At 40.3% G+C, this 17,122-nt stretch carries 12 protein-coding genes; 11 read left to right on the forward strand and 1 reads right to left on the reverse strand.

Annotation, left to right across the window (positions count from 1 at the left end; translation table 11 throughout):
- Positions 1 to 82 precede the first annotated feature (82 nt).
- The 10 genes from DDZ16_RS11735 to DDZ16_RS11780 all read left to right on the forward strand — a co-directional run bounded on the left by DDZ16_RS11735 (position 83) and on the right by DDZ16_RS11780 (position 15,058).
- On the forward strand, positions 83 to 1,243 hold the full coding sequence (locus tag DDZ16_RS11735) for an AIR synthase related protein (RefSeq protein ID WP_198416705.1): 1,161 nt from the start codon (positions 83 to 85) through the stop codon (positions 1,241 to 1,243).
- A 213-nt stretch (positions 1,244 to 1,456) separates the two neighbouring features.
- Complete coding sequence (prfA, locus tag DDZ16_RS11740; RefSeq protein WP_109264663.1) at positions 1,457 to 2,545, forward strand: peptide chain release factor 1; 1,089 nt, start codon at positions 1,457 to 1,459, stop codon at positions 2,543 to 2,545.
- Between the two features lie 62 nt (positions 2,546 to 2,607).
- Positions 2,608 to 3,435 carry an orotidine-5'-phosphate decarboxylase gene (pyrF, locus tag DDZ16_RS11745; protein WP_109264664.1) on the forward strand — a complete coding sequence of 276 codons (828 nt, stop codon included), beginning with the start codon at positions 2,608 to 2,610 and terminating at the stop codon, positions 3,433 to 3,435.
- A 1,056-nt stretch (positions 3,436 to 4,491) separates the two neighbouring features.
- Entirely contained in the window at positions 4,492 to 5,781 is a 1,290-nt protein-coding gene (locus DDZ16_RS11750) for a DUF2851 family protein (RefSeq protein WP_109264665.1), read from the forward strand.
- 74 nt (positions 5,782 to 5,855) lie between these two features.
- The gene (locus DDZ16_RS11755; RefSeq protein WP_109264666.1) at positions 5,856 to 6,440 is read left to right on the forward strand and encodes a hypothetical protein; all 585 of its coding nucleotides are present in this window, start codon (positions 5,856 to 5,858) and stop codon (positions 6,438 to 6,440) included.
- 497 nt (positions 6,441 to 6,937) lie between these two features.
- On the forward strand, positions 6,938 to 7,207 hold the full coding sequence (gene rpsO / locus DDZ16_RS11760; protein WP_109264667.1) for a 30S ribosomal protein S15: 270 nt from the start codon (positions 6,938 to 6,940) through the stop codon (positions 7,205 to 7,207).
- Between the two features lie 189 nt (positions 7,208 to 7,396).
- Positions 7,397 to 9,532: a polyribonucleotide nucleotidyltransferase gene (locus DDZ16_RS11765; RefSeq protein WP_109264668.1), complete on the forward strand. Its 2,136-nt coding sequence runs from the start codon at positions 7,397 to 7,399 to the stop codon at positions 9,530 to 9,532.
- 182 nt (positions 9,533 to 9,714) lie between these two features.
- Positions 9,715 to 10,206 (forward strand): hypothetical protein, encoded by a 492-nt coding sequence (locus DDZ16_RS11770; protein WP_109264669.1) that lies wholly within the window; start codon positions 9,715 to 9,717, stop codon positions 10,204 to 10,206.
- Between the two features lie 253 nt (positions 10,207 to 10,459).
- Entirely contained in the window at positions 10,460 to 12,580 is a 2,121-nt protein-coding gene (locus tag DDZ16_RS11775; protein ID WP_109264670.1) for a prolyl oligopeptidase family serine peptidase, read from the forward strand.
- A gap of 753 nt (positions 12,581 to 13,333) precedes the next feature.
- A complete protein-coding gene (locus tag DDZ16_RS11780) occupies positions 13,334 to 15,058 on the forward strand; it encodes a tetratricopeptide repeat protein (RefSeq protein WP_109264671.1) in 1,725 nt (574 codons plus the stop codon).
- Positions 15,059 to 15,134: 76 nt separating this feature from the next.
- Here DDZ16_RS11780 and DDZ16_RS11785 read toward each other — a convergent pair whose 3' ends face one another.
- Complete coding sequence (locus tag DDZ16_RS11785) at positions 15,135 to 15,671, reverse strand: RNA methyltransferase (protein ID WP_109264672.1); 537 nt, start codon at positions 15,669 to 15,671, stop codon at positions 15,135 to 15,137.
- Between the two features lie 124 nt (positions 15,672 to 15,795).
- Here DDZ16_RS11785 and sucC point away from each other — a divergent pair, with 124 nt between their 5' ends.
- On the forward strand, positions 15,796 to 16,983 hold the full coding sequence (sucC, locus tag DDZ16_RS11790; protein WP_109264673.1) for an ADP-forming succinate--CoA ligase subunit beta: 1,188 nt from the start codon (positions 15,796 to 15,798) through the stop codon (positions 16,981 to 16,983).
- The last annotated feature ends 139 nt before the right edge of the window (positions 16,984 to 17,122 follow it).

Genomic DNA, 17,122 nt, shown 5'->3' on the forward strand with positions numbered 1-17,122 from the left:
CAGGTTTTTTAACCCCAAAAACTTTGTGTATTTTTGCAGAAAATTTACAGTTATCCAAAAAACAGATTCCGTGCAAACAGATATGAGATATAATCAACGTGGTGTTTCTGCATCCAAAGAAGATGTTCATAAGGCCATAGAGAATGTGGACAAAGGAATTTTTCCGAAAGCATTTTGTAAGATTATTCCCGACTTCCTCAGTGGTGATGAAGAGTGGTGCAATATCATGCATGCTGATGGGGCCGGAACAAAATCTTCTCTTGCATATCTGTACTGGAAAGAAACCGGTGATCTGTCCGTTTGGAAGGGTATTGCACAGGATGCGTTGGTGATGAATCTGGATGACTTGTTGTGTGTGGGGGTAACAGACAATATCCTGTTGTCATCCACTATAGGAAGGAATAAAAATCGTATTCCGGGTGAAGTTATTTCAGCCATTATCAATGGAACTGAGGAGTTACTTGCCGGCCTTCGGGAGCATGGAATTTCTGTTTACAGCACAGGTGGTGAAACCGCTGATGTTGGAGACCTGGTTCGTACCATTATTGTTGATTCTACCGTTACTGCCCGGATGAAGAGAAGCGATGTGATCTCCAATCATCTTATCCAGCCTGGTGATGTAATTGTGGGGCTTTCCTCTACCGGACAGGCCAATTACGAAGATTTTTTCAATGCCGGGATGGGGAGTAATGGCCTTACTTCTGCACGTCACGATGTTTTTGCACATTATCTGGCAGAAAAATATCCGGAAAGTTTTGATCCTGAAGTGGCCGATGAATTGGTTTATCAGGGGAAATATAAGCTGACCGATGCCATCGAGGCGCTGGGCATTGATGCAGGAAAGATGGTTTTATCTCCTACCCGCTCGTATGCCCCTGTGGTCAAGAGAGTTCTTGAGTCTTTGCGTCCTCATATTCATGGTATGGTTCATTGTTCCGGTGGAGCTCAAACCAAAGTGATGAACTTTGTGGAAAATATGCATGTATTTAAAGACAACTTGTTTGAGGTGCCAGAATTGTTCCGCATTATACAGGAAACTTCTGAAACGCCATGGCAGGAGATGTACAAAGTTTTTAACATGGGACATAGGTTTGAGTTTTATGTGAGACCTGACTCAGCTCAGGAGATAATAGATATTTCACAATCATTTGGTATCGATGCAAAAGTCGTAGGATACTGTGAGGCATCCCCCAATGGGAACAAGTTGACAATTAAAAGCGAAAAGGGAACTTTTCACTATTAAGTGTATTCAATTTTCAACCTGTTGCAGAGGCATCGGAACGCGTTTGCGGGCCGCTATCTGTAGTCAGGTTTTTTTGTGTTTGGAGGGGACGGTTGTGAGTTCAGAATTCTGAGTTCAGGTTGGATTATATAGGAGATTAATAGCCGAATTCAAAAAGAGTAGACTGGTGCACAGTTTAGTCTTTAAAAGGAGTTGTAAAAAAATAAAAATCATATGGCACAAGATAATTCATTGCTTGAGAAGATGGAGGCTCTGCGTTTGAGATTCGAAGAAGTGGGGCAGATGATTACCGATCCGGAAGTTATTGCAGACCAGAAAAGGTATGTTAAACTGAATAAAGAATACCGGGAGCTTGAGGATATTGTTGAGGTTGGTAAAAAGTATAAAAACCTTCTGGATAATATTGAATCGTCACGCGCAATGTTGAAGGAAGAGGATGACGAAGAGATGCGTGCAATGGCCCGGGATGAGCTGGATTCATTGGAAGCTGAGCGTCCGGGAATGGAAGAGGAAATTAAAATGCTACTGTTACCCGGTGATCCGGAGGATTCCAAAAACGCTGTAATGGAAATCAGAGCAGGAACCGGTGGTGATGAAGCCAGTATTTTTGCAGGTGATCTGTTTCGTATGTATACCAAGTATTGCGAAGGGAAGGGCTGGAAAACGGAAGTTACTCACGTCTCTGAAGGCACCTCTGGAGGCTATAAAGAGGTGGTGATGAAAGTTTCCGGAAACGGAGTTTATGGTATTTTGAAATACGAATCAGGTGTTCACCGTGTGCAGCGGGTTCCTCAGACTGAAACTCAGGGAAGGGTACATACATCTGCAGCCTCCGTGGCTGTTTTGCCTGAAGCTGAAGAGTTTGATATTGAACTGAAGCAGGAAGATATTCGTAAAGATACTTATTGTTCTTCCGGACCTGGGGGGCAGTCCGTGAATACCACCTATTCTGCCATCCGTCTTACGCACATTCCAACCGGAATTGTAGTTACCTGTCAGGATCAGAAGTCGCAGCTGAAGAATCTGGATAAAGCGATGACCGAGTTGAGAACAAGGATCTATAATCTTGAATATCAAAAGTACCTCGATGAAATTTCATCTAAAAGAAAAACGATGGTTTCAACAGGCGACCGTTCAGCAAAAATCCGAACGTACAACTATCCTCAGGGCAGGGTTACCGATCACCGAATCAACTATACTATGTACAACCTTCCGGCTGTAATGGATGGTGATATCGGAGGCATTATTGATAAACTCCAGATTGAGGAAAATGCCGAGCGCCTTAAAGCCAGTGAGATGTAAAACTGGTAAATAGAAAATACATCAATTAAAATTAAAACAAGAACTCCCAAAATATCTTTGCCATGACAAGTCAGGAAATTTTTGAACAAGTAAAAAAGAAGAAAAGTTTTTTGTGTGTTGGATTAGATAGTGATGTCAATAAAATTCCTCATTTCCTTTATGATACAAGCGATCCCGTGTTTGCTTTTAACAAAGAAATAATTGATGCAACACACGACCTTGCTGTGGCCTATAAGCCCAATCTGGCATTTTATGAAAGCATGGGGGTAAGCGGTTGGAATACCTTGGAGAAAACTGTGAATTATATACGTTACAATTATCCTGATATTTTCATCATTGCGGATGCCAAAAGAGGGGACATAGGAAATACTTCAAATCTTTATGCCAGGGCATTTTTCGATGCAATGGACTTTGATGCCGTTACCGTGGCTCCTTATATGGGAGAGGATTCTGTAAAACCATTTCTTACCTATGTAGGAAAATATGTTATTTTACTTGCATTAACCTCCAATAAGGGGGCTTCCGATTTTCAATATATGGCAGAAGACGGAGAACGGTTATTTGAAAAGGTGATAAAAAACTCTCAAGAGTGGGGGGATTCAGAAAACATGATGTATGTTGTTGGTGCAACAAAAGCTGAAATGCTTAAAGATATTCGAAAAATTGCACCTAAACATTTTCTATTGGTGCCAGGAGTGGGAGCCCAGGGAGGAAGTTTGGCTGAAGTTGCCCGCAATGGTCTTAACAGTAAGTGTGGGTTGCTGGTGAACTCATCAAGAGGAATTATTTTTGCCGGAAATGGAGAAGATTTTGCTGCAAAAGCAAGGGAAGCAGCTCAGGAAGTTCAGTCCGAAATGGCTGGTCTGCTTTCAGAAGCCAATCTGCTTTAAATGTGAGTACTAAGAGATTCTTAGATGTAGGATGATTCGCATGATACTGAAAATCTGCACGTCATGTGTGCCGGGAATGTGCTTGTAATCAAAGAAATGTAGATTTGTTGTGTGCGTTTAACGAAGTATTGAAGTGAAGATTTTAAAATAATAAGAAAAGGTCTGCTCAGATGGAGAACAGGCCTTTTTTGCTATATGATGATTCCGGGGGGAGGGCTGGCATGTTTTGACAACTCTTAGGTTCTGAATCTCCGTCTTCTCAATAGCAGATCATAATTTTTTTGTAAAACGATACAGGAGTCAATGCTTCTCTAAGTAGTGTTTGTCTATAAATTACCATTTGCTTCGTTACGCTTACCTGAAAATTACTCATCCCGAAGGATCGGGACTCCGTATTTTCTTGCCTCGCAAGCCTCGCAACTGGAATTTTTTAAACAAACACTTGTTCAAACTTAATATCTTTGCCGACTTTATGGACAGGGCTAAGTAGTGCCCGCTGAAAAACGCATATTTTATTAGCCATTAAAATTTTAAATCATCTTAACTAACACTTAAGTGCAAGGTCATTTCACAATAGACTCGAATTTTTTTGCACTTGTGATTATATGGAAATGGCTAATCAAAAGAACAAAATCTACTTCTCCGCCACAATCTTGAAGTATTTCAATACTACTTCGGTTGGGGGGGATTCTGCTCTTTTGACTTTTTAAGCAGCTCCTGAATAATAATTATGCCCGATAACCAATTTGAGATTAGGGGATTTGAAAATAACTTAGTATTTTGCATTGAATAAAGGGCTGGGATGCATCATTTTTGATGGCAATGGTGTTGTTGTTTCTTATTGTTTAAGAGCAATGATTACCATCTAGAATTTTTTATCAGACTAATGTCAAGTGTAGAATGTCGGGTAAGCCGCCACTATTCTTTACCTTGTGCAAAACAACAAAAAAGTAAGCATAGCCGTAGTTACGTGAGTCTTTATTGAGAAGCACAAGGTAGAAAGAGCAAGGCCTGGACCGTCAGAGTATGCTTGACTTTACACTAAACCCCTTTATTATGAACGAAGAATTCCTTCACTTTCTGTGGCAACATAAGTTTTACAAGCAGGGCTTGTTTTATACATCTTGCGGACAAAAAATGGAAGTTATTCATCCCGGATTGATTAACACCAATTCCGGTCCTGATTTTTTCAATGCAAAAATAAAACTCGATGGCGTTCTGTGGGCCGGCAATGTTGAAATCCATTACAAGGCATCGGATTGGTACAGGCACAATCATTATAAAGATTCTCTTTATGATAATGTGATTTTGCATGTGGTGGTTTCTGATGATGAGGATGTTTTTACAGGCAAGGGGCGCAGGATACCGGCCTGGGAAATGGAAGTGCCGGAACGCACTTACCAGGATTATGATAATCTGCTTAGAAATCGTGGATGGATCCCTTGTCAGGGAATGATAGATGGAGTTTCGGGGTTTGAATTGGCAGGGTGGGTAGAGCGTATGCTTATCGAAAAGCTTGAAAAAAAAGTGGAAGGCATTGAAACCATTCTGCATGCTTCAAAAAATGACTGGCAGGAAGTCCTGTTTATTGTGTTATCCCGAAATTTTGGATTTGGTTTAAATGGAGACCCTTTTGAAAGATTGGCCCGTCAAACTCCATGGAAAATAGTGGCAAGGAATTCTGATGCACCTGAAAAACTTGAGGCTCTTTTTCTTGGACAAGCTGGTTTCCTGAATCAGGGGCGGACTGACGATCGCTATATGTCACTGCTTCAGCGGGAGTACAATCTGATAAAACACAAATATGGACTTGAGCCCATTCCTGCCCATAACTGGAAGTTTTTGCGTTTAAGGCCCGGAAATTTTCCAACAATTCGTTTGGTTCAGTTGGCCGCACTCATAGCCCGGAGCCCTTTTCTTTTTGACCATTTACTGCGGTGCAATAATTTGTCTGATGTTCGTTCACTTTTTTACTCAGAGCCACAACCATACTGGATCAACCACTATCGACCCTTCGCTTCTGCCCCTGAAAAATCTAAGAAGCTTGGGAAACAGGCTGTTGATTTGATAATCATAAACACTGTGGTTCCTCTGTTTTTTTCGTATGGGAGATTACGCGGACAGGAATATTTTAAAAACAAAGCCATTGACTGGTTGAATCAATTACCTGCGGAAAAAAATCAAATTGTAAATGGATGGAAAAAACCGGGAATAGAGCTTGACATATCTTCGGCAGCCGAAAGTCAGGGGTTGGTTTATTTGAAAAAGATGTATTGCGATCAAAGAAAATGTTTATCTTGCCGCGTCGGACATAGGGTTGTTTCACAAAATACTACGCGGATTTAAATTCTGGTTCGTTTTTTGATATGACTATTGTTGTTAAAAAATATTAATTTCTGGTACACAAAAATTTGAACGTTATGAAACCAAATTATTTATTAATTGTCGCTCTTTCCCTTTTTATGATTGCTGGTTTATCCAGTTGTAAATCAAAAAAGAAAGTATCTGCCAAGAGTGAAATTGGTGATATCATTGAAGAGCTTCCTTGTGAAAATAAAGGTCAGTCGGACAAAAACTATTTTCGGGCTAGTGCCATGTCTACCAGTGCCGATTTGAGCCTTGCTAAAGAAAAAGCTTTGTTGCAAGCCAAGCAACGATTGGTGACTTTGATCAATTCCAATACCAAATCGGTAACAGATCGTTATGTCAATGAACGCGAAATTGGTGATGCTTCCGAGTTTGAGCAGAAATTTGAGAACATGACCCGTGAAGTGGCTGATGAAACGATCAATAATATTGTAGTGATTTGTGAAAAGGCCAGTGTCATGGACAATGGTAAATACCATGGTTTTGTTGCTATTGAAGTGCATCGGGATGATGTTTTAAAGGGCATTGATGATCGTATTTCAAACAATGACAGACTTCAACTGGATTATGATAAAAAGAAATTCCAGGAGATCTTTGAAGAAGAAATGGAGGAGATGGCTGAAGAAAGAGGCTATTAATTTGATGTTGTCCCAAGCAAGCGTGACGGCGCAAATGGTACTTTATGGACCGACACTAAGTAGTCTCTGTCCATAAACTAAGCGTTTTTCACGTGTTTGAACTAGAAAGTTCAAATTCAAGGCGTGTGAAAAATCTAAACCGCAGAATACTATTGTATTTGAGGATTTAGATTTTGAGCAACAACGCAGAAGTTGGACTTTATAGACAAACACTAAGTAGTGCCAGCGAGAAAACTCATGCTTTTCATCTGTGTCTGCATGAAGGCGTCAAGTGCAAGGCTTGCGATGTCAGAAAAGCAGGAGTCCCGATGCTTCGGGATGACTGTTTTGAAGACAAGCATTGAGTTTACCCCGACCCTTCGGGGCAGCAATTGTCGTTTTCTTGCAAACACTAAGTAATTGCATTTAATAAAAACCGGATACAAACAATTTGCATTGCGCCAAATTATTATCTATCTTTGCGGCCTATTTGTAAATCATATATTTAAAAAGGTCGTATGCATCTGACAAAAGAAGAAAAACAAGAGATCTTTGCGAAGTACGGGAAGTCGAATTCTGACACTGGTTCACCTGAAAGCCAGATAGCATTATTTACCAACCGTATCGCACACTTGACTGGACACCTGAAGTCTAATAAGAAAGATTTCAGTACTGAGTATGCTCTTAAAAAGATGGTGGGTAAACGTCGTCGTTTACTTGACTATTTAAAGGCAAAAGATATTGAAAAATATCGTGCTTTGATTAAAGAGCTCAACATCCGTAAGTAAGTCAAGAAGGATAGTATTGAAGAGGCAGTTCTCCGGGAGAATTGCCTCTTGTTTTTTGTAGACTGATCATTTTTTCTGAATATTTGACAGCAATGATGCAAAAAAAATGAATAATGTAAGGCTCAGAATTTAGATATTATCTATATTTGGAGCTGACTAAGAGATTGTAAGAAAAATAGAGATTTATTTATGATTAAGCCGATTGAAAAAAATATTGACCTTGGAGATGGAAGGTCAATCGTAATTGAAACTGGAAAGTTGGCCAAGCAGGCCGACGGATCGGTCGTTGTTAGAATGGGCAATACGTATTTGCTCGCTACTGTGGTTTCTGCAAAAGAAGCGAAACCTGATGTCGATTTTATGCCACTCTCTGTTGATTACAGGGAGAAATTTTCTGCTGCGGGTCGTTTCCCCGGTGGTTTTCAAAAGAGGGAAGCGCGTCCTTCAGATTATGAGATTTTAGTATCCAGACTGGTCGACCGTGCATTACGTCCTCTTTTCCCTGAAGATTATCATGCTGATACATTTGTCAATGTGAGTTTGATTTCCGGTGATGCCGAGAGTACTCCGGATGCTTTAGCCGGACTGGCTGCTTCTGCTGCATTGGCTGTTTCCGATATTCCTTTTGGAGGTCCTATTTCAGAAGTAAGAGTAGGCCGGATTAATGGCGAACTGAAAATCAATCCTACTGCCTCAGAAGTAAAAGAGGCAGATATGGAGATTATAGTTGCTGCTTCCAAAGAAAACATTATGATGGTGGAAGGAGAAATGGATGAGGTTTCAGAAGCTGAGCTTCTGGAAGCTATGAAATTTGCCCATGAAGCTATCAAGGTTCAATGTGATGCTCAGATTGAGCTTGCTCAAATGGTAGAAGGCGCTAATGAAAAGCGTGAATACTCACATGAAAACAATGATGAGGATCTTCGTCAGAAGGTTTGGGACGCCACCTTTGAAAAAGCTAAGGAAGTGGCACGTTCTGCCAATCCAAACAAACAAGAGCGTTTCGCTGCTTTTGATGAAATTGTAACCGAATTCATTGAGAATAATTACAATGCTGAAGAAGACGAAATTCCTGAAGGACTAATTAAACGCTACTTTCACGATGTTGAGAAAGACGCGGTACGTCGCGTAATGCTGGATGAAAACATTCGTTTGGATGGCCGCGCCATGGACGAGATTCGTCCTATCTGGTGTGAAGTCGATTCTTTGCCTGGTCCTCATGGTTCTGCGATTTTTACACGTGGAGAAACTCAGTCATTGACCACCGTTACATTAGGCTCCAAGCTTGACGAGAAAATTGTTGACAATGTACTGGAGAAAAGTGTTGACCGCTTCTTGTTACATTATAATTTCCCTCCTTTCTCTACCAATGATGCCAAGCCATACAGAGGTGTTGGTCGTCGCGAGATTGGTCACGGAAATCTGGCACACAGAGCATTGAAGAGAATGCTTCCAGATGAACTGCCGTATGTTTTGAGGGTGGTTTCTGATATCCTGGAATCCAACGGTTCTTCGTCGATGGCAACTGTATGTGCAGGAACAATGGCACTTATGGATGCAGGTATTAAATTTAAAAAACCTGTATCTGGTATTGCTATGGGATTGATCACAGATAAAGACAGTGATAAATATGTGGTACTTTCAGATATTCTTGGTGATGAAGACCACCTTGGAGATATGGACTTCAAAGTGACCGGTACCCGTGATGGAATCACTGCTACCCAGATGGACATTAAGGTGGACGGACTCTCTTATGAAGTACTTGAGAAAGCACTTGAGCAAGCCAAACAAGGACGTTTCCACATTCTGGACAAGATTACCGAAACCATTGATAAACCGCGCGAAGATTACAAACCTCATGCTCCGCGTATCGTTACTTTGAAGATACCTAAAGAGATGATTGGTGCTGTAATTGGACCAGGTGGAAAAATCATTCAGGAAATTCAGGCTGAAACTGAGACTTCAATTGCTATTGACGAGGACGAAAACTTTGGTATTGTTGATATCTCTGCCAGCAATAAAGATAATATTGACAGGGCCCTTTCACGAATTGAAGCTATTGTTGCTGTTCCTGAGGTAGGGAAAGTATATACCGGAAAAGTGAAGTCGATTGTGCCTTTTGGTGCTTTTATTGAGATTCTGCCCGGAAAAGACGGCTTGCTTCATATCTCAGAAATTGAGTGGCGTCGACTTGAGAAAGTTGAAGATGTGCTGAAAGAAGGAGAAGAAGTTGAGGTAAAACTGATCGATGTTGACCAGCGTTCAGGAAAACTTAAGTTGTCTCGCAAAGTACTTTTACCTCGTCCGGAGCGTAACAATAAGTAATTATTAATACTTTATTCCATTATTGATTTTTGTATAATGGTTTATCAGAATATCAACAAATCCCCGGTGGTAAAGGTTATACCATCGGGGATTTTGTTTTTCGCTCTGTTTTATTTAATTTGAATCGCTGATAAGAGGCGCGTTCTGTCTTTCTTTTTTATTTTGAAAATCTGATATCTGCTATGAGCCATTACAGGACAATTCAACAATGGTACGAAATTCTTAGTAATCGTTTAAAAGGTGCTCCGCGTGAAAGCATTCGTTTTTATAGCCTTGAAGCTTTTCCAAGGTTAATGCATCATCTGGAATCCCATAAATCTGAATGCTCAGTTTGCGCAAGTCACTTCCAGGCGTTGGATGAAATGAGCTTTGAATTAGGGCAGTGGATGAAAAATGATGCACCTGAAATGTCAAAGTTTCAGGTTGAGTTGGAAGAAAGTGTTCGGCATTTAAGGACAGACCATCAGGTTTTTCCCAAAGGCCTTTGGCTGTCGCGTTTTGTTTTGATGGGCATTTTAGTGGGTGTTCTTGGGGCTCTGATTACTATTGTTGTTGTGGCAGGTGTTGTGATTGGTGGCGTTTTGCTGACCGGGGCTTTTATTGGAATGCTTGTAGGCTGGATTGCCGGAAAAAGTAAGGAGAAGAGAATCAAAAAACAAAATCGTTTATATTAACCGGAATAAGGGGCACAGGCTGTCATTATTCAACACTTTGAGCCAAGGTTTGCCTGCAAAACAAACATCTAACGTGTTTGAGTTAAAAGATTGAAATGTACTTATTTTTAATCTTGAGTTAGATGAGAGGTGAAATATATATTATTGAAAATCCGCATTCTAATTCAAAAAGTATTTTAGGGGTAAGTGAGCGAATTTGAGGATCTTTCAAAATCATAACGGAGTATTGATCTAAAAACCAAATAGTTAAAAAATGAAACACCGTATTTTATTTATAGTATTGTTGACTATGGCAACATTTTATTCTTGTAAAAATGGTCCCGACAAACCCGATTATCCGGAAACCAAGAAGGTGGACACTGTGGATATTTATTATGGAACAGAGGTGAGTGACCCATACCGATGGTTAGAGGATGATCAATCGGAAGAAACAAAGGAGTGGGTTAAAAAGCAGGTTGCTGTTACCAATAAATATCTGGAGCAAATTCCCTTCAGGACTAAGATTGAAGAAAGACTAACCGAAGTCTGGAATTATACCAGACAGGGAACTCCTTTGCGCAAGGGGGATAAATGGTTTTTTATGCGTAATGACGGATTGCAGGACCAGTCAGTTCTTTATGTAAAGGAGGGGGAAGACGGGAATGAGCGTGTTTTGCTGGATCCTAACAATCTTTCTGAAGATGGAACTGTCGCTCTTGCCGATTATGAGATTTCAGAGGACGGAAAATATATGGCTTATGCTATTTCCAGAGGTGGATCCGACTGGCGCGAGATTTATGTCAGGGATGTAAAAACCGGTAAGGACCTTGATGATCATCTGAAATGGGCTAAGTTTTCCAATATTTCCTGGGTTGCTGAATCTGGTTTTTATTACAGTCGTTACGATGCCCCTGCAAAAGGAGAGGAACTTACAAATTTGAATGAGTTTCAACAGGTTTATTTTCACAAGATAGGTCAACCTCAAGCTGAGGACGAACTTGTTTTTAAAGATTCTGAGAATGCTCTTCGCAACTATACAGCCAGTGTAGATGATGATGGTGAGTATTTGTTGCTTTATGGTACACGGTCAACCAATAATAACTCATTAATGATAAAAGCCATTGGTGAACAGAATTGGATGGTTGCCGATACCACATTTGAGAATAATACCAGTTATCTGGGAACAGTCGATGGTAAATACTGGGTGTTGACCGATTTTGGAGCTCCCCGCTACCGGGTTATGACCATTGATCCTGAAAATCCCGGGATAGAAAACTGGACGGAAGTAATTGCGGAAGAGTCTGGTGTTTTGAAAAATGTAAGTCTTTCAAAATCATTTGCAGTTGCAATGTATGTGATTGATGCAGAATCACATCTTAAAGTTTTCAATCAGAAAGGCGGGCATGAATACGATATTGAGTTACCAGCCCCCGGATCTGTTGGATCATTGCGTACCATTCACGGCAATGACCGCATTTTTTATTCATTCGAGTCATACAATGTTCCCAATAAAATATTCAGTTACAATCTGGAACGTCGGAATCAGCAGATTGAGTTTGCCTCTGATGTTGACTTTGACGGAGATCAGTATGTAACCAGGTTGGTTTTTGCGGAAGCTTCCGATGGGGCCCAGGTGCCTATGCATATTGTCCATAAAAAAGGCATCCGGATGGATGGTTCAAACCCTCTTATGCTTTATGGTTACGGTGGCTTTAATATTGTTTATCAGCCCGGGTTTGATGTACGTTTGATTCCCTGGTTAGAGAATGGCGGTGTTTATGTTAATGCTCATATCCGTGGAGGAGGAGAGTATGGAGAAGACTGGCATCAGGCCGGTACCAAAATGAATAAGCAACGGGTTTTTGATGACTTTATTCTTGCCGCCGAGACGGTTATTGAAATGGGATATACCAACTCCGACAAAATTGCCATCCGAGGTGGATCGAATGGGGGATTGTTACTCGGAGCTGTAGCCAATCAGCGCCCGGACCTTTTTGAGGTTTCTCTTCCCGCTGTAGGTGTGATGGATATGCTGAGATATCACAACTTTACAATTGGTTGGGCCTGGGCCAGTGACTATGGACGAAGTGATGACAGTGAAGAGATGTTTCGTTATTTGTATGGATATTCTCCGGTCCACAACATTAAAAGCGGACTTGATTATCCCGCAACACTGGTTTTTACTGCTGATCATGACGACCGTGTAGTTCCTGCGCACTCATTTAAATATATTGCAACACTACAGGATAAATACAAGGGTGAAAAACCCGTTTTGATCAGAATTGAAACTAAAGCGGGTCATGGGGCAGGAAAACCTGTTTCTAAGCAAATTGATGAAGTGGCTGATATGTATGCCTTTACTTTCTACAATATGGAGGAAGAACCTTATCAATAAAGCCATGGGCAATACAGATTGCCTTTGCATTTAGTTTATTGAAAAGTGAAAGAAAAAGTTGAATATCCCATGGGCGATGCAGCTCTTGGGGTATTTAGTGCCAGTAAGAAAACTCATGCTTTTCATTTGTGTTTGCATGAAGGCGTCAAGTGCAAGGCTTGCGATGTCTGAAAAGCAGGAGTTTACTTTCGTAAATAACTGATTTGAAGACAAGCATAACGCAGCAATTGACGCCTTCATGCAAACACTATTTATGATCCTGAGCCCAACGGGGCAATGATTAGTTCACAGTTCTGATAATTATTGATGGAACTTTTTCTGCCACTTTCATTCGTCTGTATACTTTATGCGGGAAATAAATGAAGTTAATGGCATTTATCTATCCTGTTTGTTGATTTAGAGTGTTTTATTCTTGTGTTTTTGTTTTGAAAAACCATAAAATGGACAGGAATGTAACAGGAGACACATTATTTCTTTATATTCACGCTCTGCAAGGCAATAATACCTGAAGATGAATTTGTTTTATTGCTAAAAAATATTTATTTTGATAGTTCATTTTGTAAAGTATAGGAATTGTTGATTAATTCTTTTTTTTGAGGGTGCGAAATTTAAGTGGAATTTTTCACTTGAAAAACTTCAGCGATTGTCTATATTTGCAATAAAACATGGGCTAAGTGTTTTATTTATTAAAAACATTCCTAAATTTGTATAGAAGATAGGATTTATTCAAGAACAAATAATTCGGTTAACATTATGAAAAGAACAAGAATTAATCTTTTTGCAACTGTAGCTCTTGCAGCATTGCTGGCAAGTTGCTCCGGTTTGGATAAGATGAAAGAAAATGCACCTGACGTTAACTACACTGTTACTCCAGAGGTTTTAGAAACTCATGGCGGACAGGTGCCCGTAACCATTAAGGTGCAGATACCTGGTGGCTATTTCGATAAAAAGACTGAGCTGGAAGCAACTCCGGTATTAGTTTATGAAGGTGGAGAAACTGCTTATGCTCCTTACAAACTTCAGGGGGAGAGTGTAGATGGAAACGCCAAAGTCATTTCATATGCCAATGGTGGCCAGTTTACTTACGAAGGAACTGTTGATTATAATGAGAATATGCGTGTTTCTGACCTTGTTGTTCGTATGACTGCAACAAGAGGAGAAACTACTCTGGACTTCGAGCCTGTAAAGATTGCAGAAGGAGTTATCTCAACAGCTCATCTTCTTGGTAAAAAAGGTGCTGTTGCTGCTTTAGGAGAAGACAACTTCCAGCGTATTACTCCCGAAACAGGTGAAGCTGATATTCACTATGTGATTCAGCGTTCATACGTTCGTCGTTCAGAGTTGTCAGAAGACGATATCAAAGCACTGGAAGAATTTGTTAAGGCTGCTAAAGAGGCTGAAAATAAAGAATTCAAAGGTGTGAACATTTCAGCTTATGCTTCTCCTGACGGACCTATTGACTTGAACACCAGACTTGCTGAAGAGCGTGAAGAGTCCGCAAAAGAGTACATGACTGAAGCATTGGAAGATGCAGAAGTGGAAGGTGCTGACGCAGAAGATTTCTATGAATTGCGTAACACTCCTGAAGATTGGGAAGGTTTCAAAGAGCTTGTTCAGAATAGCGATATTGAAGATAAGGATATGATTCTTCGTGTTCTTTCTACTCATAACGATCCTGAGGTTCGCGAAACAGAAATTAAGAATATGGCTGCCACTTACAAAGTATTGGCAGAAGATATTCTTCCTGAACTTCGTCGTTCAAAACTTAACGTAAATGTTGAAGTTATTGGTAAGTCAGATGAAGAAATTTCTGAACTTGCAGAATCAAATCCTTCAGAGCTGAAGCTTGAAGAAATTCTTTATGCTGCTACTTTGACCGAAGATCTTGATAAGCAACTTGAGATTTATGAAACTGCCCTTGAACAGCATTCTAATTGCTGGAGAGCTCAAAACAACATCGGTGTTGTTCATTTCGAAAAAGGCGATATCGATGGTGCAAAAGGCGCTTTTGAGAAAGCTAATGAAATGAAAGCTAATCAGCCTGAAGTATTAAATAACCTTGGTGTTATTGCACTCTATGAAGACGATGTAGAAGGTGCTCAGGAATATTTCGACTCAGCTGCAGGTGCTGGTGCTGCTTTGGATAACAACCTTGGTGTATTGGCAATTTACAATGGTAACTATGACGAAGCTGTTCGTTATTTCGGAAACAGCAACAGTTGCAATGCTGCTCTTGCTAAGCTTTTGAATGGCAATTATGATGCAGCTTTGGCTACATTGAATGCCAATGATAATGAAGTAGCTGTTAAGTATTATCTGAAAGCTATTATTGGTGCTCGTCAAAATGACACTGATATGCTTTTCGAAGAGCTTGGAAAAGCTGTTGAATTGAATCCTGAAATGAAAGAAACTGCAGCTTCCGATATGGAGTTTGCTCGTTACTTTGAGGATGCATCATTCAAAGAAATTGTTCAGTAAGCAACAATCTCTTGTTTAAATAAACTAAAAAAGGCAGCGCGGAAGCGCTGCCTTTTTTAGTTATAATTAATACTCTTTACTGTTTCCTGAGCCAGGGTTTTGCAAGTTCCCATAGTACGATTCCTGCCGTTACTGATACATTAAAGGAGTGCTTTGTCCCATACTGCGGAATCTCAATACAACTATCACACTGATTAATGACTTTTTGATCAACCCCTTTTACTTCATTTCCAAAAACAACTGCATATTTTAGTTCTGTGTCGGGTTTAAAAGTATTCAGATCTGTGCTGCCTTCTACCTGTTCAATCCCAATAGCTAAATATCCTTCACTTTTCAACTTTTCTACTGCATCTGTTGTTTCATTAAAGTAATGCCATTCAACAGAGTCTTGGGCTCCCAGTGCAGTTTTGTGAATTTCTTTGTGAGGCGGGGTTGAAGTGATGCCACAAAGATAAACTGCTTCCAGTCGAAAAGCATCGGAAGTGCGAAAAATACTTCCCACATTGTGGAGGCTTCGGACATTGTCCAATACTACTACAATAGGTGTTTTTTCAGACTCTTTGAATTCATTGACCGAAATGCGGCCCAGTTCATTAAGTTTTAGTTTTCGCATTTTGTTTTTGTTTTTTCAGAGATGGCAAAAGTAGTTAAAGTTCTGCATTCGATTTATGTTTGCTTTAATCAAATAAGAATCAAAATTTTAAAATGCTAATTTTTAATAATCAAATCCTTGTTATATGAATATTCATGAATATCAGGCCAAAGCCATTCTAAAAAAGCATGGGGTTACAATTCAGGAGGGAATAACCGCTTCTACCCCGAATGAAGCCGTTGATGCGGCAAAAAAACTACAGGAAGAAACCGGCACCCAATGGTGGGTTTTAAAAGCCCAGATTCACGCCGGAGGTCGAGGCAAAGGCGGAGGTGTTAAACTTGCTAAAAGTCTGGAAGAGGTTGCGAAAATTGCAGAGGGCATGATAGGAATGCAGTTGGTTACTCACCAAACAGGTCCCGAAGGCAGGAAAGTCCATAAAATTTTGGTTGCACAGGATGTATATTATCCCGGACCTTCTGGGAAAATGGAGTTTTATATGGGCGTCCTTTTAAATCGGCAAACAGGTAAGAATACCGTAATGTATTCTACCGAAGGCGGAGTTGATATTGAAGATGTCGCTGACAAAACACCGGAATTGATATTTAAGGAAGAGGTTGATCCGGCAACCGGTATTCTTCCATTTCAGGCGCGAAAAATTGCTTTTAATCTTGGTTTGAGCGGACAGGCCTTTAAGCAGATGACACGCTTTGTTCAGTCATTATATGAGGCATATGTTTCAGTTGATGCTTCTCTTTTCGAAATTAATCCTGTACTCAAAGCAACCGATGATAAAATTCTGGCTGTAGATGCTAAAGTTGGTCTTGACGACAATGCATTATTCAGACATCCGGAACTTGCAGCTATGCGTGATCTTTCAGAAGAAGATGCTACTGAGGTGGAAGCGGGCAAGCACAACCTCAATTTTGTGAAACTTGATGGTAATGTAGGGTGTATGGTGAACGGTGCCGGTTTGGCCATGGCTACTATGGATATTATCAAATTGAGTGGGGGTGATCCGGCTAACTTTCTTGATGTGGGAGGGGGAGCCAATGCACAAACTGTAGAAGCAGGATTGAGAATCATCCTCGATGATCCTGCAGTAAAGGCAGTTTTGATTAATGTTTTTGGTGGCATTGTAAGGTGCGACCGGGTGGCTGCAGGTGTCGTTGAAGCTTACAAAAAACTTGGTAACATTCAGGTTCCGGTTATAGTGAGGTTGCAGGGCACAAATGCCGAAGAAGGAAAAGAAGTGATTGATAATTCCGGCCTTAAAGTGCGTTCTGCCATTTCATTAAAAGAGGCTGCAGACATTGTTAAGGAGGTTGTTTAATAAAATTTATCTTTAGATTTTGAGACATAAGACAAGTCTTAAAATGCCGAAAGTCAGGTTTGTGTCAAGTTTGTTGCAACTGTATTAAATGATTGGTAATGGTATTTTACAATACTCTGTTGAATTTTTGTAAAAATCT

This window comes from Marinilabilia rubra (assembly GCF_003121985.1).
In the GTDB taxonomy this organism is placed as follows: Bacteria; Bacteroidota; Bacteroidia; order Bacteroidales; family Marinilabiliaceae; genus Marinilabilia; species Marinilabilia rubra.